This window comes from Sphingobacterium alkalisoli, from assembly GCF_005049105.1.
Classification (GTDB): domain Bacteria; phylum Bacteroidota; class Bacteroidia; order Sphingobacteriales; family Sphingobacteriaceae; genus Sphingobacterium; species Sphingobacterium alkalisoli.
Genome location: NZ_SUKA01000004.1, coordinates 571,999 through 592,847 on the forward strand (window position 1 = coordinate 571,999; position 20,849 = coordinate 592,847).

General features: G+C 45.4%; 10 protein-coding genes. 6 read left to right on the top strand and 4 right to left on the bottom strand.

What is annotated here, in order from left to right; translation table 11 throughout:
* The coding region (locus tag FAZ19_RS24120) for an autotransporter outer membrane beta-barrel domain-containing protein (protein WP_211245515.1) at positions 1 to 1,943 on the bottom strand (1,943 nt) is incomplete at its 3' end.
* Positions 1,944 to 2,709: 766 nt separating this feature from the next.
* On the opposite strand from FAZ19_RS24120, the gene FAZ19_RS15520 reads away from it, so the two are divergent.
* The 6 genes from FAZ19_RS15520 (at position 2,710) to FAZ19_RS15545 (ending at position 14,037) form a co-directional block, all read left to right on the top strand.
* Complete coding sequence (locus FAZ19_RS15520; RefSeq protein WP_169305669.1) at positions 2,710 to 4,530, top strand: sensor histidine kinase; 1,821 nt, start codon at positions 2,710 to 2,712, stop codon at positions 4,528 to 4,530.
* Between the two features lie 101 nt (positions 4,531 to 4,631).
* The gene (locus FAZ19_RS15525; RefSeq protein ID WP_136821656.1) at positions 4,632 to 6,458 is read left to right on the top strand and encodes a sensor histidine kinase; all 1,827 of its coding nucleotides are present in this window, start codon (positions 4,632 to 4,634) and stop codon (positions 6,456 to 6,458) included.
* 84 nt (positions 6,459 to 6,542) lie between these two features.
* Positions 6,543 to 9,653, top strand: coding sequence for a SusC/RagA family TonB-linked outer membrane protein (locus FAZ19_RS15530; RefSeq protein WP_136821657.1), 3,111 nt, complete (start codon positions 6,543 to 6,545; stop codon positions 9,651 to 9,653).
* Positions 9,654 to 9,660: 7 nt separating this feature from the next.
* Entirely contained in the window at positions 9,661 to 11,202 is a 1,542-nt protein-coding gene (locus tag FAZ19_RS15535; RefSeq protein ID WP_136821658.1) for a SusD/RagB family nutrient-binding outer membrane lipoprotein, read from the top strand.
* Positions 11,184 to 13,022 (top strand): ATP-binding protein, encoded by a 1,839-nt coding sequence (locus FAZ19_RS15540; RefSeq protein WP_136821659.1) that lies wholly within the window; start codon positions 11,184 to 11,186, stop codon positions 13,020 to 13,022. The genes FAZ19_RS15535 and FAZ19_RS15540 overlap by 19 nt, the downstream gene beginning before the upstream one ends.
* Positions 13,023 to 13,407: 385 nt before the next feature.
* Positions 13,408 to 14,037 (top strand): response regulator transcription factor, encoded by a 630-nt coding sequence (locus FAZ19_RS15545; RefSeq protein WP_136821660.1) that lies wholly within the window; start codon positions 13,408 to 13,410, stop codon positions 14,035 to 14,037.
* A gap of 137 nt (positions 14,038 to 14,174) precedes the next feature.
* On the opposite strand, the gene FAZ19_RS15550 is transcribed toward FAZ19_RS15545, so the two are convergent.
* From FAZ19_RS15550 to FAZ19_RS15560, 3 genes are all read right to left on the bottom strand, one after another.
* Complete coding sequence (locus FAZ19_RS15550; RefSeq protein ID WP_136821661.1) at positions 14,175 to 16,130, bottom strand: OmpA family protein; 1,956 nt, start codon at positions 16,128 to 16,130, stop codon at positions 14,175 to 14,177.
* A 93-nt stretch (positions 16,131 to 16,223) separates the two neighbouring features.
* Positions 16,224 to 17,237 carry a PorP/SprF family type IX secretion system membrane protein gene (locus FAZ19_RS15555; RefSeq protein ID WP_136821662.1) on the bottom strand — a complete coding sequence of 338 codons (1,014 nt, stop codon included), beginning with the start codon at positions 17,235 to 17,237 and terminating at the stop codon, positions 16,224 to 16,226.
* Positions 17,238 to 17,271: 34 nt separating this feature from the next.
* Positions 17,272 to 20,849 (bottom strand): DUF7507 domain-containing protein (locus FAZ19_RS15560; RefSeq protein ID WP_136821663.1); only part of this gene is annotated, 3,578 nt, incomplete at its 5' end.

Genomic DNA, 20,849 nt, shown 5'->3' on the forward strand with positions numbered 1-20,849 from the left:
AACTGGTTGATAACAGAAGCAGGTACATCAACGGTTGTTACCGTGCCGTCCTCACTTGTGTAGGTGTACGTACCGTCGTTATTGTCGATCAACGTCGTATTGGTCTCGTTCGCCGCTACGATGTTCTCGATGTATTCTTCAATGCTGGTGTATGTGTTACCGTTAACCGTAACAGGACCGCCGTTAACCACTTCCTCAAACTGGTTGATAACAGAAGCAGGTACATCGACCACCGTTACCGTGCCGTCCTCACTTGTATAGGTATATGTTCCGTCGTTGTTGTCGATCAACGTCGTATTGGTCTCGTTTGCCGCTACGATGTTCTCGATGTATTCCTCTATTGTATTATAGGTACTACCGTTAACCGTAACAGGACCGCCGTTAACCACTTCCTCAAACTGGTTGATAACAGAAGCAGGTACATCGACCACCGTTACCGTACCGTCTTCGCTCGTGTAGGTGTACGTTCCGTCGTTGTTGTCGATCAACGTCGTATTGGTCTCGTTCGCCGCTACGATGTTCTCGATGTATTCTTCGATGCTGGTGTATGTGTTGCCGTTAACCGTAACAGGACCGCCGTTCACCACTTCCTCAAACTGGTTGATAACAGAAGCTGGTACATCAACTACCGTTACCGTGCCGTCTTCACTTGTATAAGTATATGTTCCGTCGTTATTGTCGATCAACGTCGTGTTGGTCTCGTTTGCCGCTACGATGTTCTCGATGTATTCCTCTATTGTATTATAGGTAGTACCGTTAACCGTAACCGGACCGCCGTTAACCACTTCCTCAAACTGGTTGATAACAGAAGCAGGTACATCGACTACCGTTACCGTGCCGTCTTCACTTGTATAAGTATATGTTCCGTCGTTGTTGTCGATCAACGTTGTATTGGTCTCGTTCGCCGCTACGATGTTCTCGATGTATTCTTCGATGCTGGTGTACGTGTTGCCGTTAACCGTAACAGGACCGCCGTTCACCACTTCCTCAAACTGGTTGATAACAGAAGCTGGTACATCAACTACCGTTACCGTGCCGTCTTCACTTGTATAAGTATATGTTCCGTCGTTGTTGTCGATCAACGTCGTATTGGTCTCGTTCGCCGCTACGATGTTCTCGATGTATTCTTCGATGCTGGTGTACGTGTTGCCGTTAACCGTAACAGGACCGCCGTTCACCACTTCCTCAAACTGGTTGATAACAGAAGCAGGTACATCGACTACCGTTACCGTGCCGTCTTCACTTGTATAAGTATATGTTCCGTCGTTGTTGTCGACCAACGTTGTATTGGTCTCGTTCGCCGCTACGATGTTCTCGATGTATTCTTCGATGCTGGTGTATGTGTTACCGTTCACCGTAACAGGACCGCCATTCACGATTTCCTCAAACTGGTTGATCACCGAAGCAGGGATATCTATCACTACCCCTGCTCCCGTTATTGGATTTCCTGTCTCATCAATACTAGCTTCATTATAAAACACATAACGTCCTTCAGATTCCTTGATCAAAAGCGTCTTTGTTTCGTTCCCCTTTATTGCCTGTACCAAATTAATAGTTTGCGGATTACCTCCACTATCCACATAGGTAATGACATAAGTTGCGGGGTCGTAACTTACATTACTACCTTGCATAGCCCCAACAAAAACCCACTTTGTACCATCATTGTAGTAGATAGCGGGCATAACATCATTTTGAGTTGAAGTATTATATACCATCATCCCCGCTACGTGCTCAGTCAAAGGAGCAGGATTTATTACAGCAGTCAATTCTACACGAGGGAACAGTACCCCTCTTTGCATACTGCTTAAATCCAACACAGCATTTGGATTGGGCACGGCATTATCACCCTGTGCCGTACCGTCACCAATTTTAACCTGTCCATACACAGAGCCCACTGCGGCAAGAACCAGGAATAAAATACAAGAAGCTAGTTTTCTTAACATAAGATTAGAGTTAATAGGTAACAAACAGTTAAAATTTGATTCAATTAAGTAGATAAAAAATTAAATAGTATCAGATAATATATACTTATACACATAGACCAGAGAATAAATGGCGTTCGCTATAAGCAAAAATTATCACGCTTAAATAGCTCACTCGATGTTTAACAATACGGTTCACGTATAACCATTTTCCAGTAAAAGCGTTAATATTAAAAATCGCAAAGCTGTACGATAATAGAAAGACCGGGCTAACCGAAATTCTCTTTTGTAGGGTAGAAAAATTTAATTTCATAAAGCTCATAGTTAAGACCATGTATTTAAAAAGCACTCTTCTCTGTAAATTATTATTTCTAAAACTTTACTAGTTACTTGTCAATCAATTTGGCCTTTGAACTACACAAAACGTATCCAATTTCATAACGTAATTTTTGGTTTTTCATTCCTTCAAGATTATCTTCCTTAAAAGCACTTGAATTCTATTTCATAGATTATTATGAACAAAGAAAGGAAAGAAGAGTAAAACTCAATCTTGTTTGCTATGCTTATAGCAAAAACTTGTTATCAAAAAATATATTTTTAGCAAATTTTAGTTACTTTCGAAATTATCCGCTCTTCCTATTTTGACCCCCGAAAACTAAAGTCTTATCTTCTATGAAAAGTATAGCTTGGAAAAGAGCATTGATTTAACCCAGAGGATTTACTACCTTCGTTGCTTTTAAGATTATTTCGACCATACGTTATGAATCTACTCCGACATCTATCAATTATGCGTAGACGAAAACCTACAACTTACCCATTTCTATTGTTTCTGTTTTGCCTTTACAATGCTCCTGCACATTGTCAAATCCAACAGATCAACCAAGAACTAAATAAGCTATCCTTAATCAAGGACAGTGTCAGTAAGATCAACACGCTGAACCGATTGGGAACACTTTACCGGACCAGAAATGCAGATAGTTGCTTTTACTACGGAATGGAGGCCAAGCGTATGGCCACCAATATTCGATACCGGAATGGACAGACAGATGCAGACCATGTAATTGCTTTTGCTTTATTTAAAAAGGGACTGTATGCGGAGTCGCTGGAGCTCCTTGGCAAAATCTTACCCTACTACCAAAAACTCGATGATACCGAAAATATTGTTCGTGTATATTTAGATATGGCCGAAGTGGAGAACAAGGGTATCTCCGATAGAGCAAAGATTACATCTCTTTTGCATACGGCTATCCAGACCGGAAGAAAGCTGAAAAAGGACAGCATTATGTCAGATGTTTATTTAACCTACCTCAATCGAGGCCCAAAGCTTTCTGAAGATAGCATTACTTACTACCTCAATAAATCCACAGAAATTGCCAGCCGATATCACGACGAACCCATACTGGCCCATAATCGGATGTGGCAGGCAGACTTATTGTTTTCAAACGGCCAAAAAGAAAAGGCCTTGTCTCTTGTAAAACAATCCATGTCTGAAGCGCAGCGTACCGGCAATGCGATTTTGGAAATCGGTTCCCTGATTACACTCAGTAATTATGAGAACGATCCCTATAAAAAGCTTGAACATCTCTATCAGGCCTACGAAGTGGCACAGAAAAGCGGAGACAAGTACCTGGAAAACTACATCTTGACCCTTTCTTTAGCGGTTGGCAATTATCTAGGTGATAAAGACGAGATCATCAAGGTCTATGTCGAATTGGAAAAGGCCATGTCGGCAGATTGGGAAAGGTCTAGAAAATTTATGGGTGACTATGTCAAGTATAATACCATAGAGAACGACAACAGGTTACTAAGCGAAAAAAATGCGCAACGAGCCCTTTGGTTAGTCATCATTTCTGCCGCAGCCCTGATTGTCGTATTGGCCATCTACCTGATCATGCTCCGTCGCAACCGAAAAGCCAAAGAACAAGTCGAAGCCCTTAATAACACAGCCAATTTGCAGATCATCGCCATGGAGGAAATGAAACACGAAGCAATAAGGGAAGAACAACAGCGTCTTGGGCAGGATCTTCACGATGGGCTTTCCTCATCTATAGCAAGCATCAAGCATCAGCTGGAAATCTTGTCCATGGATACCGACGATACGCATTTAAAAGCTAAATTGGGCATGCTACAAGCCGAGATAACCAAAGCATACACCGCAGCCAGAGCTAAAAGCCATGAGTGGTTCAATACTGCTGACGGAGAACAAGAACACACTTTTGAGCAGCGCATCAAATTCCTTACGGATACTGCCTTGCCAGGCTCTCGCTATAAGAAAGATATTCATATAGATGACGATGCGCTACATCATGTCAGTATGGACACCCGAATTGCATTACTCCGCATCATCCAGGAGGCAATTACGAATATCATCAAGCATGCCAAGGCTAAGAAAGTGGATATCTTGATTTACGCAGAAATAGACAAACTCATCATGGCCATCAAAGATGACGGAACGGGTTTGGTCGGTAAAAATTCAATCAGCGGCAAATCGACAATGGGCTTGCAATCCATCCACCGCCGAGTGCGATACATGGACGGCGAAACCAACATACAGTCAGACTCAAAAGGCACCGAAATAACAATATCCATTCCGTTGACACAATCGTAATACTGGGATGCATGTTTGGCTTTCACCCCACATGTGCAAGATAACGGCGAGGGGTAGAACCGGATTAAAAAGTATTTTAAACAATTACACATCTATCAATTATGAGACGAAAACCTACAACTTACCCACTCCTATTGTTTCTGTTTTGCCTTTACAATGCTCCTGCACGTTGTCAAATCCAACAGATCAACCAAGAACTAAACAATCTATCCTCAATCAAGGACAGTGTCAGTAAGATCAACACGCTGAACCGCTTGGGGACACTTTACCGGACCAGAAATGCGGATAGTTGCTTTTACTACGGAATGGAGGCCAAGCGTATGGCCACCAATATAAAGTATCTTCAAGGTCAAACAGCCGCAGACCATGTGATTGCTTTTGCTTTATTTAAGAAAGGACTGTATGCGGAATCGCTGGAGCTGCTTGGCAAAATCTTACCCTACTACCAAAAACTCGATGATACCGAAAATACTGTCCGTATATATTTGGATATGGTCGACGTCGAAAACAAGGGGATCTCCGAGAGAACAAGGATATACTCACTCTTGCACAAAGCTATTCAGACTGGAAGAAAACTCGAAAAAGACAGCATTATGTCCCAAGTTTACATAAAATATCTCTATCTGGGCCCAACCCTTTCTGAAGACAGCATTACTTATTATATAAACAAATCAAGCGATATCGCTGTCCGCTATAAAGATGAAAGCATGCTGATCCTCAATCAGCTGTGGCAGTCAAATCTAATGGTTTTAACTGGTCAAAGGGAGGAAGCATTACCCCTTATAAAACAGTCGTTATCCAATGCAAAGCGTATTGGAAACGTATATTTGGAGTTCAATTCATTCGTCTCGTTGATCAATTTTGAAAGTCATCCTAAAAAAAAGCTTGAACTTTTCTATCAACTATATGAAGTAGTCAAGAAAAGTGGAGACAAATATCTGGAAATCTACATATTAAATAATGCTTTGGATGTAGCCAAAGAACTGGACGATACAGACGAGCTCATCAAGGTCTATGTCGAATTGGAAAAGGCCATGTCGACAGAATGGGAAAGGTCTAGAAAATTTATGGGTGACTATGTCAGGTATAATTCCATAGAACAGGACAACAGGTTACTAAGCGAAAAAAATGCGCAACGGGCCCTTTGGTTAGTCATCATTTCTGCCGCAGCCCTGATTGTCGTATTGACCATCTACCTGATCATGCTCCGCCGCAACCGAAAAGCCAAAGAACAAATCGAAACCCTCAACAACATGGCAAATATGCAGATCATCGCCATGGAGGAAGCGAAGCACCAGGCGGTAAAGGAAGAGCAGCAGCGCCTTGGGCAGGATCTTCACGATGGGCTCTCTTCGTCTATGGCAGGTATCAAGCATCAGCTAGAAATCTTGTCCATGGATACCCACGACACACACTTAAAAGCTAAATTGAGCATGCTACAAGCCGAGGTAACCAAAGCATACACCGTAGCCAGAGCTAAAAGCCATGAGTGGTTCAATGCCGCTGAAGGGCAACAAGAGCAGTCGTTTGAACAGCGGATCACATTGCTTACAGACAGTGCCCTGCCAGGCAGCCGTTACAACAAAGAAATCCAAATTGACGATAGTTCATTGCTTCACGTCAGCGCTGATACCCGGATTGCCCTACTCCGTATCATCCAGGAGGCGATTACCAATATCATCAAGCATGCCAAGGCGAAAAGCGTGGGCATACTGATCTATGAGGAAATGGACAAGCTGATTTTGGTAATCCATGATGACGGAAAAGGAATAGATGAACAGAAACCGGGCAACGAAAAATCAGCGATGGGCCTGCAATCCATCCGCCGGCGTACCCAGTATCTAAACGGCGAAATTAAAATTCAATCAGACACCAATGGCACGGAAATAACGATATCCATCCCTTTGAACTCGGTCGTTTATGATTAGCCAAAGAAACAACGGGATCAGCCATCTTCTCGGCAACTGAAATTGGCGTTGCAACAACGAAAACTGAAAACAAAAAATAACCAGATGAAACAACATGTATTTATCAAAAGATTGTTAGCCACGCTGCTCGCAGTGGGCTTACTGGGAGAAAAAGCCGGCAGCACCGTCTGGGACAACCGCCAATCCAGCAGCCAGCAACAAACCGTAACGGGTACGGTGGTCGATGCCACGGATGGAATCCCCATTGCAGGGGTTACCGTCAGTGTACGGGGTACTTCGATCGCTGTCAGTTCAACAGACGATGGTCGTTATAAGGTTACCGGGGTTAAGACCGACGACGTACTGGTGTTCAGTTACATTGGTTACCGAACGCACCAGGAGCCAATAGCCGGTCGTACAATTATCCCCGTACAACTGGGGCGCCTGGAAGATGCACTGGAAGAAGTGGTGGTAACTGCCCTTGGCATTCGAAGGGAAGAAAAATCACTCGGCTATTCGGTACAACGCATTGGCGGCGAACAAGTACAGCAGGTCAAAGGCGTGGACATTGCCACTTCGCTGACCGGTAAAGTAGCGGGGCTCTGGATTCAAAATAGCACCGAATTCGATGAATCGCCCGACATCCGGCTTCGCGGCGGATCGAGTAATCCGCTGCTGGTCATTGATGGCGTACCCTACGGCAACATGAGCTTACGACAAATTGCTCCAGATGACATCGAGAGTATCGATGTGCTCAAAGGCGCGACAGCTTCCGCACTCTACGGCGTGCGCGGCGGCGGTGGAGCCATTATCGTGACGACCAAAAGCGGTGGCAATGGTATCAGCGTAAACAGTAACAACATGGCTTTTGCGGGTTACTTAGCCTTGCCCGAAGTACAGACATCATATAGCGCGGGCTTGGGCGGATCATATAATTCGGTCGACTACGTATGGGGTAATAAACTCGATATCGGCATCATGGAAGAACAATGGAATCCGGAGACCAAGCAGCTCGAAGTGATGGAACTTACTTCACGAGGTAAAAACAATCTAAAAAACTTCCTCGAACCTGGCTTCGTGACCAACAACAACATCAGCTTTGCCCAGTCCGGCGACATCGGGTCTGTACGGGCATCCCTGAACCACGTTTACAATAAAGGGCAATATCCAAACCTGAAATTGAACCGGCTGAATGCAAATGTATCGGGCAAACTGAAAGTCAGCGAGAAATTTGAGTTGCAAAGTAACATCGGGTATAACCGGAGTATGACCCCGCAGACTACAGGTGCCGGATACGGCGACCAAGGGTATATTTATCAATTGCTGATGTGGACCGGACCGGAGTATGACGTTACCAAATTCCGCGATTATTGGGTGGTGCCACACGAACAGCAAAATTGGCATTACAAAGCGTGGTATGATAATCCGTATCTGATTGCCTACGAAAAATTAAATGGTAGGGAAAATAATATGGCCAACCTCAATCTGACGTCAGATTACAAACCCTTCGCGGGCGCCAAGATAACCGCAAGGGTGGGCTACGACTTCTATTCCAATGAAAATACGCGCCGTAACCCACCAAGTATCTATTCCACCCGGGGGTGGCATGCGAACGGGATGTTTGGCCAATACCAATCCAGGGGATACAGTTTGAATACCGATCTGCTGTTCAACTATGGCAAAAAGAAACTATTAAATACCATAGACATAGACCTTACTGCCGGTGGATCTGTCTATAGGTACGAAGACCAATCGCTTTCGGGTGTAACCCGCAGCGGCCTCATTGTGCCGGGCGTGTATTCATTGAACAATTCGGTGGAGCGTCCGGATGTGGGTACGTCCAGGTATGGTAAGCAAGTAAACAGCTTGCTCGGATTAGCTTCGTTTGGCTGGAAAGACGCGGTTTTCGTGGATCTGACGGGCAGGAACGACTGGAGTTCGACCTTAGACATCACGACCCGTTCGTATTTTTATCCTTCCGTGTCCAGCAGTGTGCTTCTTGGCGAGTTTTTCAAGCTGCCAAACTGGATGGACATGTGGAAGCTCAGAGGGTCTTGGACCGTTTCAAAACAGGACCTCAGTGTGTACGGCACCAATGTAAATTACAGCATCGGCCAAGGTGTTTGGGATGGCTTAAATACGGCCGACTATCCATCACAACTCAATACCGCAGTCATCAAACCGCAAACCGACCGGACCTGGGAGGCGGGTACAGTCGTCAACATACTGAACAATCGCTTAGTACTTGATGCCGCCTACTACAATGTGTTCAATTACAACCGACAACTATCATCTCCCATACCCGCTTCCTCGGGGTTTACCTCTACGTTGATCAATACCAACGAGACGCGCGTGCGTCGAGGCGTAGAGTTGTCGCTGCATGCCGGCGTGTTGAAACAAAGTAATTTTACGTGGGACGCTACGGTAAACTGGGCAACAACACACCAGTATTACAAGGAGTTAGATCCTGTCTATTCATCAGACAACCTGTGGACGAAAGCCGGCGGACGTGTCGACAATTATACCATCACCGATTGGTTGCGGGATCCACAGGGTAATGTGGTACATACGAACGGCGGACTTCCGCAGCAAGGTCGATACGCCTATGCCGTTGGATATAGCGATCCAAAATTCATCTGGGGTTTTACCAACTCCTTTACTTACCGTAATTTTGACCTTCAGTTGAGTTTTGATGGCCGTGTTGGCGGCCTGTTATATAATTATAGTGCTTATAAGATGTGGGACACCGGTTCGCATCCCGATAGCGATAACCAATGGCGCTACGATGAAGTGGTCAACGGCAACAAATCTTACGTCGGCAACGGGGTGAAAGTTGTTTCGGGGTCAGTCTCTTTCGATCAATACGGCCGTATCACGGAAGACACGCGCGTATATGCGCCGAACGATGTGCCGGTATCCTACGAAACCTATGCCCGCCGGTTTGCCGATGGACGTTTCGGGGCTACCGACCCAACCTTTATCAAAATCCGTGAGCTAGCTATCGGATACACCGTACCGCGTTCGCTTAGCGAACGCTGGGGAATGAGCCGCGCACGAATTTCGCTGACCGCCCAGAACGTATTTCTTTGGACGAAGGATTTTCGGTTTGCTGATCCCGATTGGAATGCTGACAGTGACCTCACTTCCCCTTCCCAGCGATTTATCGGACTTAACCTGAATTTTCACCTTGCTCATGCTGACAAATCAAACAAATAGAAAAGCCATGAAGAACATACGAATAATAGCTACTATAGTCTGCATTACGATTGGATTGGCATCGTGTTCACACTTCGAAGAACTGAACACTAATCCCGACGGCTTTACCATAGCCACCCCGCAAATGCTTGCAACGAAATTGATGCTGGATATCACGAGAAGCGATATCAGCAGCCAGAAGGGATTTATGGCAAATTTCATGCGCGACAAATACATCTTATGGAGCGAGTTTGCACAGGGCGAGCAATACAATCGCATCGACCGAACCAGCTTCGGTCCTTTTACCCGGCTTATCGACGTGGAGAAGCTGATTGGCTTCACCGATGAGCTCGATGAAGGAGTAGCAAACGCTTACAAAGGATTCGGCCATCTCATACGGGCCTATACATTTTTTAACGCCACCATGCAAGTAGGCGATATCCCCTACACTGATGCGCTCAAAGGAGAAAGTGAAGGAAACATCAAACCCCGCTATGACGAGCAGAAAGAGGTGTTTATCGGTATCCTCAACGAATTGGACGAAGCTAACCGGTTGTTTGCCCAAGGTGCAAACTTTGAGGGCGATTTGATTTACCAGGGCGATCCAGTAAAATGGCAGAAAATGGTCAATTCGTTTGCGCTAAAAGTACTGATCAATTTGTACCGCAAATCGGCTGATCCCGACCTGCGTGTGGTAGAACGCTTCAACGAAATTATAAACAATCGCCCCATATTCGAAAGCAATGCAGATAATTTCCAATTGGTTTATTCCGACCAGGAAAACCAACGCTATCCATTCCATAAACTGGGCAACCCGTTTATCATTTATCCTATGGTGTCGGATATACTGATCAACCGTTTGAAAGCGACAAACGACTACCGTCTGTTTTACTACGCTTCGCCATCCGAGGCACAGCTCGATAAGGGTTACACACCTTCCGATTTTGACGCATATAAGGGTACCGATCCGGCAATCGCATATGCAAGCTTGAGCACGATACATAGCGCTGGCGACTATTCCGGCGTAAACGCACGGTATACCGAAATCCCCGCCGGCGAACCGGTGAGTTTACTGAGCTATGCCCAAGTACAGTTCTTGCTTGCGGAGGCTGCTGTGAGGGGTTGGATCAATGGCGATGCGCAGACCCATTATGCTGCAGGCGTACAGGGAGCAATGCAATTTGTGGCAGACCATACGCCAAACATCCCTGCCTATCATCACAACCGTATCATGAGTAATACCTATATCGAAGCATTTCCGGTCACGGACGCCGTGAAGCTAACGGGCCCTGCCGAACACCAGATTGAGCAAATCATCACGCAAAAATTTCTTAGTACGTACTTGCAATCACCGTTGAGCGCCTTTTTTGAAAATCGACGCACGGGGTATCCGACATTTTCGATCAATCCAGCGTCGAATGAAAATACGCCTGCCGACCGCCTTCCTATACGGTGGATGTACCCCAGCGATGAAGTCAACTACAATAGCGTAAATGTAACCGAAGCCATCAATAGGCAATACAATGGCAATGATAACGTAAACGAACGGATGTGGCTGCTAAAAGACTAAATACAACTTACCCACTGCTATTCTTGCTGATTTGCGTTTGTTCTAACCCGGCATACGGCCAAATCCAGGAGATCGGGAAGGAATTACATAAGCTGTCTTTGATCAAAGATAGTGTTAGCCTGGTTAACAGCTTAAACCGGTTGGGGATACTTTATCGCCCCAGAAACATCGACAGCTGCTTTTACTATGGAATGAAGGCCAAGCGTTTAGCAGCCCGCATACACTACCAGCAAGGACAGACAAACGCAGACCATGTAATTGCTTTTGCTTTATTTAAGAAAGGACTGTATGCGGAATCGTTGGAATTATTCAGCAACGTATTATCAGGCTATCAACGACTCACTGATACCGCAAATATTGCCCGTGTATATATGGATATGTCCGCTGTACTGCACAAGGATCTCTCCGATCAGGAAAAGGTTATTGCTTTTATGCAGAAGGCTATACAAATCGGAAAAAAGCTAAAGAAGGACAGTGTTATGTCTTTGGTGTATTTTAACTATTGCAACCTTAACGCTAGCCTTTCTGACGACAGTGTAGACTACTACCTAGCGAAGTCCAAACAAATTGCAAACCGTTATAACGATGAATATATGCTAGCCCTTAATCGGTCAAAGCAAGTATATTTATTAAATAGGAAGGGGCACAAGCCTGAAGTACTGCCCGTTGCAAAACAGTTATTAGCTAACGCGCAGCGTATGGGTAACGTAAATTTGGAGGTATATACACTCTTTATTCTGGCCAATTATTATCATGAAATCAACCCACAAAAGGCGCTTGGGTATTACAATCAGATTTGTGAAGTAGCACGAGAAAGCGGAGATAACGAGTTGCAAATTTATTATTTAACCGCCGCATTGGGACGAGCCACGAAATCCGGCAACAAAGACGAGATCATCAAGGCCTACGCTGCATTGGAAGAGGCAATGATAGCAGATCGGGAAAATATGAAAAGATTTATTGGTGATTATGTCAGGTATAATGCCATAGCGGATGACAACAGGCTACTAAGTGCGGAAAATGCGCGGCGAACCCTTTGGTTGCTGGTCATTTCATGCTCCGCAGCGATTATTGTGCTGGCCATCTACTTGACGATGCTACGCCGGAACAGGAAAGTGAAAGCCCAGGTAGAAGCCCTCAACAACACCGCTAATATGCAGATCATCGCCATGGAGGAAGCGAAACACCAGGCTATACGGCAAGAACAGCAGCGGCTTGGCCAGGATCTTCATGATGGTCTTTCTTCATACATTGCGGGCATTAAACATCAATTGGAAACACTTTCCATGGACACCGAAGACACGCTTCTAAAAAAGAAATTGGTTTCAATGCAAACGGGGATAACAAATGCCTACGAAGTAGCCAGAAATAAAAGCCATGAATGGTTCAATACGGATGATGGACAAGAAGAACAGTCTTTTGAGCACGCAATTAAGCTACTTACCGACAGCGCCCTACCCGACAGCCGCTACAGCAAAGATATTCACATTGACGATAGCTCATTGCTGCGTGTCAACGCCGATACCCGCATTGCATTACTCCGCATCATCCAGGAGGCCATTACCAATATCATCAAGCATGCGAAGGCTAAGAAAGTGGATATCTTGATTTACGCGGAAATAGACAAACTCATCATGGTCATTCAGGATGACGGAACGGGTTTCGTTGGTAAGACCTCAACTAACGTCAAATCAGCGATGGGTTTGCAATCTATCCGACGCCGTGCGCAGTATCTAAATGGTGAAACCACCATTCGGTCGGATACAAAAGGTACCGAAATAGCCGTATCTATCCCGTTGGCGTTATCGCAACACCGCTAATCAAGTAGAAAAAGAACCTAAAAGCTTACAGAGTTCCATAAAGCAAAGAGGTGTTGCTTGGGGCAACACCTTCTACTTATTATGAAAAACAACAACCGGGGATGGTTGTAAAAACTTATTGTATATTTAGCAATGTCACACGTACATGCTTTAGATAGTCATTTTAAAATAGCTGGTTCTAAACTCTCGTGCAAAGAAACCAAAGTTTATTAAATCACCGTAAACAGAAATATCTCTATAGCAAAAATTTGCTACCATTTATAGTTATTTTAACATTGTTACGTCACTCTTTCAACCACTAACTGCATATATTATTTAACTATCTTTGTGAGCTATCTGTTGTAATTATTGAATAACACTTTTATTTCCAAAATTGAACGAGAAAATGATGAGTAATGATGTTGCAATTGTACTAGATGATCACCAACTATTTGGTGAATCTTTTTCCGTTTTACTTGAAAAGTACACGAAGTTTGACACGGTTCATACCTTCCAAAATGCTTCCGAACTTACCCGTTTCTTAGGCGAACATAGTCGTAAAAAATTCTATCTCTTTTTAGATTATTACCTACAGAACAGCAATGGTCTAGCTGTTCTCTCCGATGTTAAGCGCATCAACAAGTTATGTAAGAATATTTTTCTTACGAGCGCATCCAGCTGGCCTGTCCTTCATCATATCGAAAGTCATTCCCCCGACGGTATTATTAGTAAGGTGACAGGTCTAGATGTTCTTTTGGAATGCATAAATGAAGTCGAAAAAGGCAATTCTTACCGTTGCCCTATTTTCCAGGAAATAAAAACGAAGAATATATCTAACAAACCGATCATCTTTACCGCTCGTGAACTGGAAATTTTAAAGTATTTCGCCTCCGGAAACACAATTGCCCAGACTGCGGAAATAACCTATCTAAGTCATCATACCATTGTATCGCATAGGCGAAATATGATGGCAAAAGTGAATTGCACTACGATAGGCCAATTGCTCAATTACGCCAAAGAATGGAAATTAATATAGAAAATCAATTTTAATTATACATCCAATCATCGATAAAGAGGTGCTGCCGGGAGGCAACACCTTCTTATTACTTATTGTGAAAAACAACAATCGGGGATGATTGTAGATCTTATTGCTAATTGAAATGAGGTCGTCCTCTAGTAGGCCAGTACCTCTACCTCGGTACGTCTGTTTGCTTGATGATCTGCGACAGAGCACGGAACACCGTTACTACATTTATTCACTAACCGTTTCTCGCCATATCCTTTCGCGACCATTCGATCCCGTGCTATACCGCGGGTCACGATGTAGTCCACTGCACTTTGCGCACGACGCTGTGACAGCTTCTCATTGTAACTATCGCTGCCCCTGCTGTCCGTGTGGCTTGATAACTCAATCCGAAGTGTCGGATTGTCACGCATGGTGGCGACCAGCTGATCCAAGATCAGGGCTGCATCCCTACGTATGTTGTGCTTATCAAAGTCATAGTAGATATTCTCCAAAACAAACTTATCACCCACCTTATGGACCGGCTGTAAATTCATTACGACCCGTACCATAGTGTCCCGCCTCGGGAATAAACCCTCAACACTTGTCGAATCCGAGTGATAGCCCTGCTTTTCGGCCAATAAACGATAAGGTTCGCCTTTATTTAAGGTAAACGTAATCCGTCCGTCCTTATCCGTAACACCTTTCGCAGCTATCTCCTTCCCGTTTTGAAATAAGGTTACGGTCGTGGCAGGTAATAAATCTCCTGTCTCTTTATGACGTGTAATACCTTCCAACTGAATGATAAATTTCGGCTTATTAAAAACAAAAGAATAGATATCATCGCCACCCTGGCCTCCCGTTCTGTTCGATGACAAGTAACCGTAAATTAGATCTTCGCTATTTGCCGCCACGACGTAAGCGAAATCGTCACTTGCCGAATTCAGTGGATAGCGAAGGTTTTCAGGTGTACTAAAGGTCGAGCGCTTGCCTACAGACCTGTATATATCCAGTCCGCCCATGCCTACCCAACCATCACTCGAGAAATACAGGGTATCACCGAATACGCTTGGAAATACTTCATCTCCCGCACTGTTTATGGTAGGACCTGCATTCTTTGGGGCTCCCCAGCTTCCGTCTCCCTGTAATTCACTGTACCAGATATCTACACCGCCATGCCCGCCGGGCATATCAGAAGCATAATACAGCACCTTTCCATCAGTACTCAGAGATGCATGTCCCAATGAATAATCCTTCACGTTGTTATAGGCAAAATCCTCTTCTGTCCAGCCGTTTCCGTTCTTTCTGTAAATCTTCAGCTCTAAGTTGTGCTTACGCCACTTCAGACCGTCAGACCGGTAATTCTCGCCCTCTTTTCCCGGGTAGGTCCGTGTTACATAGAGCACATCCTCATCAGCATTTACTGCGACCGGGCCCACATGATATAGCGCATTATTGAAGGCACCTTCCATGATATTTGGATAACTGAGTTCTCCATTCCCTTCCCGATTTGCAGCATACACCTTCAGGTAAGATTGCCCCGTCATACCACTTTTGTTGTCTAACAATCCTTGGGGTTCCCCCGCATATATCACACCTCCACTGGTTGGTACCAGACTAAATTCTGAAAGGCTGGTATTAATAGTTGTCTCATTTTTCAGGTTGTGCAGAGTCGGGTTCTTCATCCATACTACAGCTGAGTCGGCTCCCTGTATATATCGGGCTATACTTTCGTCTCTCCCGTATTTTTCCTGATAGGTCTGGTACTGCTTACTCGCCTCGGCATAGCGCCCCCTCTTTTTCAGCACCTCTGCGTAATGCAGCAGTGACTCCTGTTTATGATCGGGTTGTAGCACTACACGCGAATACCAGTTCTCTGCAAGTTCGTATTCGTTGATTCTCCGGTAACTGTCTGCAAGCCGTTCCATGTCTTCCGTCCGCGGCTTTTTCACATCCACAAGCTTTTCGTAAGCTAGCGTAGCATTCGCATACTCCATTTTATCGTAGAGCAGTTCTGCACGGCTCCTACGCCCTAGTTGCTCTTGTGCGGAGGCAATCTCTGTTCCAAAAAGAAGTAACATAATGGTTAACGCCTGTAAACCTCTTTTATAATATTTTCTTTTCATAATCTATTTATACTTAACAATGATCCTGCTGTTTTATAACTTGATAACAGTCTGATACCATCACGTTGATTCAAGTATTATATACGCTCTCTATTAGAAATAGCGTGGACTTAGAATCTGACGCACTACACGTCCAAAAGTGACCCCCAGCGTAACTTCGTGCGTACCCTGTTGCAGGCCACTCATCCTACCCAGCATATGGTCATACGAATAACCTATCCGTAACGTAGGGCTCACATAAAATTGTGCAATTCCGCTTAAAGAGTTAAGTGAACTCAATTTGTTTACCGAGTAGTCGCTATAATCGCGGTCAAACAGGCGTGCCCGTGTGCGGTATCCACCTCCGATCCAAAATTTGTCATTGAATATAAACATCGCATTTAAATCCAGCGACGTAGGTCCTCTGAAATCATCTTTTATTAAAATGCTCGGTCTTAGCAGTAATCCCCTATCCAACTCAAACAAAGCCCCAGCGATCAGGTATCCATGAATGTTTCGAGAAAGACTTTCCAGTGAATTTTGGTTAAACTGGAAATCATCATCACTGTCGGTCCCTGCAAAAAGATCCTGTACCGATACACCAGCATACCATCTTGGGTTGCTGTAGTATGCACCGAGACGGATATCCGGTTTCCACGTCGATATTTTCCCATCCGGTAATACTTGATCCATACGGTCAACGGGATCCAGTTTATTTCCATCTAAACTGTATTGTGTAAGACCACCAGCAACACCTAAACTTAGTCGATGCTCATCTGCACGATCAAGCTGTAAGCGAAGCGCATAATTAGCATAAATACTGGTCGCAGCCTGAGCTCCCAATTGATCGCCGGTTACAACCAAGCCCACTCCATGTCTCCGATCTTCCGGATCAAGTACACCGTCGATCGATAGCATACCCGTTTTTGGCGCACCTTCCCAGCCGGTCCATTGACTTCTTAGGCCCAGTTGACCAAACCATTCCTCTTTATATCCCGCATAGGCTGGATTGACACTGATCGAATTGAATATATACTGTGTCATTTGGATGTTCTGCTGGGCATAACCCTGTTTTGCTAACAGGGTTATACCGATCAAAACCATATACCTTAATTTTAATCTCTTCATCGATATCGTGTTATTATTTATGATGAACATATTCTTAATGTGTTTTAATAAGAACCCATCCTTTATGTTGCTCCACTTTGCTACCCTTGTACAGCTTAATGATATAATAGTACGTCCCTTCATTCAATCCACGCCCCGTCCAGTTATTGTCGTAGTTGTCGTTTCTGAATATTTCGTTCCCCCAACGGTTTACGATAGTAACCTCTACTCTATCATAGTTTTCACTGCCAATAATTTCAAAGCGGTCATTCTGTCCGTCACCATTCGGCGTGATCACGTTCGGAATAAACAAGTTGGAAGCTTCAATTACAATTGTTGCAACCGCCGTGCTACAGTTCGATGGGTTCAGTACTTCACAGATTGTATATGGATAGGTGTACGTTCCTGGCCGTGTACTTGCCGGTATATTGATGGTACCATCCGCATTCATGCTCAGGTTCGGATCACTTGGTACACCTGGAGTCAACGTAACTTCATTCAAGTCGATTGATCCGCCATTGAATGCGTCGTTATCCAGCACGCTCATGGTAATGATAGACGTCCTATCCCATTCGATCTGAATGTTATCGTCCATTGCGACTATCGGTGCAGGTTCGATTACAATCGTTATAGCTGCTTCGTCGCAGTTTGTTGGATTAAGCACCTCGCAGATACGGTAACTGAATTCGTATATACCTTCTGGTGTTTCTGGAAGCACAGTAACGGTACCGTCTGTGTTGAGTATGATAGCCGGGCTTTCCACATTATCAGGAGACCAGGTCAATGTCACCTCACTCGGGATAACAGGACTGCCGTTCAGCATGTCGTTATCCAGTACGCTTGGTGTTGTACCGCCATCCTTACCGTTGATCGGTGCAGGCGTGTCGTCGTTTGCTTCGATTACCGCTGCTTCCACAACGATCGTCATGACCGCATTGTCACAGTTCGATGGGTTCAATACCTCGCAGATTGTGTAAGGATATGTATATGTACCAGCAGGCGTCTCTGCTGATACCGTCACTGTTCCGTCAGGGTTCATTGTGATTCCCGTATGTGGACTTGTACCCGGTGTCAGGGTCACCTCGCTTGGGATAACAGGGCTACCGTTCAGCATGTCGTTATCCAGTACGCTTGGTGTTGTACCGCCATCCTTACCGTTGATCGGTGCAGGCGTGTCATTGTTTGCTTCGATCAATGCAGCTTCAACAACGATCGTTACGACCGCATTGTCACAGTTCGATGGGTTCAACTCCTCACAGATTGTGTAAGGATATGTATATGTACCAGCAGGCGTCTCCGCTGATACCGTCACTGTTCCGTCAGGGTTCATAACAATACCTGTATGTGGACTTGTACCCGGTGTCAGGGTCACTTCCGCAGGGATAACTGGACTGCCGTTCAGCATATCGTTATCCAGTACAGATGGCGTTGTTGAACCGTCCTTACCGTTGACCGGTGCAGGCGTGTCGTTGTTTGCTTCGATTACTTTCCACGGTAGTGGTGCAATAGTACAATTTGTGCAATCCGGATCTATTGGATCACCCGCTTCTGGTACATTTCCACTTACAGACTCGTCGATTACGTCTCTGTCTTTTGGATCTTTACCGCTAGCAATTGCAACATTTGACACATACCCACGTTCCATGTCGGCTTGCGTAATGGTATGGTATGCTTGGAGCGTAACTGACTCACCAACGGCTAAGTTAGCGATGTTACCTACATTCACATCATCCGCGTTCGCATCTGTTACCATTATATCATGCAAGGTCACATTTCCCACGTTTTTAATCAAAATTTCGTAAGCGATTTGCTCACCCGCATATCTAAAGCGTTGTGAAAGATCTGCAGTTTTGATGACCTCTATCGCACCTTCCTGGTCGATCTCCACAATCGTGCATTCAGGACACGTAGGATCTACCGGCGGGTTATCCGGATCGGTAGGGTCAAGCGGGTTGTTGTCCGTTGAGCTGCCCTCCACATCGCGGTCCTTCGGATCTTTTCCTTTCGCCACCGCGACATTGTATACCGCACCCGCATCTAGGTCGGCCTGTGTCACCGTATGCTGTGCCGTAAAGTTCTGGCTCGCACCAACAGCAAGGCTCGGGATATTGCCGACAGCTGTATTATCTGCGTTTGCATCCGATACATTGATGTCTGTCAGCGTCACGTTGCCACTGTTGGTTACCGTGATCGTGTATTCGATCACATCGCCAACTGCATTGTATGTCTGTGTTCTGTCCGTTGTTTTGATAACGGTCAGTGCGCCTTCCTGTACAACATCCGTATCCGTTGGATCGTTCGGCTCAGGTGTGTTCGGATCATCCGAGTCAACAGGTGTCAATGGATCGCCATCCGGACCGTCACCACTTACCGTAGCCTGGTTGCTCACACTGCCCGCATCTAGGTCTGCCTGTGTAACCACATGCGTTACCGTGATGGTGGCCGTTGCAGCAGGTGCTAGCGTACCGATCTGCTCCTCGCCCGCAGGGATAACAGCATTGTTATCTGTCAGCACAAGGTTGTCGATCGTCACGTTACCGTTGTTTGTTACCACGATATCGTAGGTGATCTGCTGGCCTACCGTATTGTAAGGACCTGCGCTTGTGATCTCTTTTGTTACCGTAAAGGATGGTGTCTGTACAACATCCGTATCCGTCGGATCGTTCGGCTCAGGTGTATTCGGATCATCCGAATCAACAGGCGTCAATGGATCGCCGTCCGGACCGTCACCGGTTACCGTAGCCTGGTTGGAAACAGTTCCAGCATCAAGATCCGCCTGTGTAACCACATGCGTTACCGTAATGGTGGCCGTTGCAGCAGGTGCTAGCGTACCGATGTTCTCCTCACCTGCAGGGATAACAGCATTGTTATCTGTAAGGATAAGATTGTCGATCGTAACATTGCCCGTATTGGATACGACTATATTATATGTTATTACATCACCGACAGTGTCGTAAGGACCTGCGCTCGTGATCTCTTTTGTTACCGTAAAGGATGGTGTCTGTACAACATCCGTATCCGTTGGATCGTTCGGCTCAGGTGTGTTCGGATCGTCCGAGTCAACAGGCGTCAATGGATCGCCATCCGGACCGTCACCACTTACCGTAGCCTGGTTGGAAACAGTCCCCGCATCTAGGTCTGCCTGTGTAACCACATGCGTTACCGATATGGTTCTTGTACCAGCAGGTGCTAGCGTACCGATGTTCTCCTCACCTGCAGGGATAACAGCATTGTTATCTGTAAGGATAAGATTGTCGATCGTAACATTGCCGTTGTTTGTTACGACTATATTATATGTTATTACATCACCGACAGTGTCGTAAGGACCTGCGCTTGTGATCTCTTTTGTTACCGTAAAGGATGGTGTCTGTACAACATCCGTATCTGTCGGATCGTTCGGCTCAGGTGTATTCGGATCGTCCGAGTCAACAGGCGTCAATGGATCGCCATCCGGACCGTCACCACTTACCGTAGCCTGGTTGCTCACACTGCCCGCATCAAGGTCCGCCTGTGTAACCACATGCGTTACCGTAATGGTTCTTGTACCAGCAGGTGCTAGCGTACCGATCTGCTCCTCGCCCGCAGGGATAACAGCGTTATCATCTGTCAGCACAAGGTTGTCGATCGTAACAT

What these genes read in the sequence shown, in the direction of transcription:
- FAZ19_RS15520 (WP_169305669.1), top strand. Translation starts at nt 2,710, where the DNA reads ATGCGTAGACGAAAACCTACAACTTACCCATTTCTATTGTTTCTGTTT.
- FAZ19_RS15525 (WP_136821656.1), top strand. Translation starts at nt 4,632, where the DNA reads ATGAGACGAAAACCTACAACTTACCCACTCCTATTGTTTCTGTTTTGC.
- FAZ19_RS15530 (WP_136821657.1), top strand. Translation starts at nt 6,543, where the DNA reads ATGAAACAACATGTATTTATCAAAAGATTGTTAGCCACGCTGCTCGCA.
- FAZ19_RS15535 (WP_136821658.1), top strand. Translation starts at nt 9,661, where the DNA reads ATGAAGAACATACGAATAATAGCTACTATAGTCTGCATTACGATTGGA.
- FAZ19_RS15545 (WP_136821660.1), top strand. Translation starts at nt 13,408, where the DNA reads ATGATGAGTAATGATGTTGCAATTGTACTAGATGATCACCAACTATTT.
- FAZ19_RS15550 (WP_136821661.1), bottom strand. Translation starts at nt 16,130, where the DNA reads ATGAAAAGAAAATATTATAAAAGAGGTTTACAGGCGTTAACCATTATG.
- FAZ19_RS15555 (WP_136821662.1), bottom strand. Translation starts at nt 17,237, where the DNA reads ATGAAGAGATTAAAATTAAGGTATATGGTTTTGATCGGTATAACCCTG.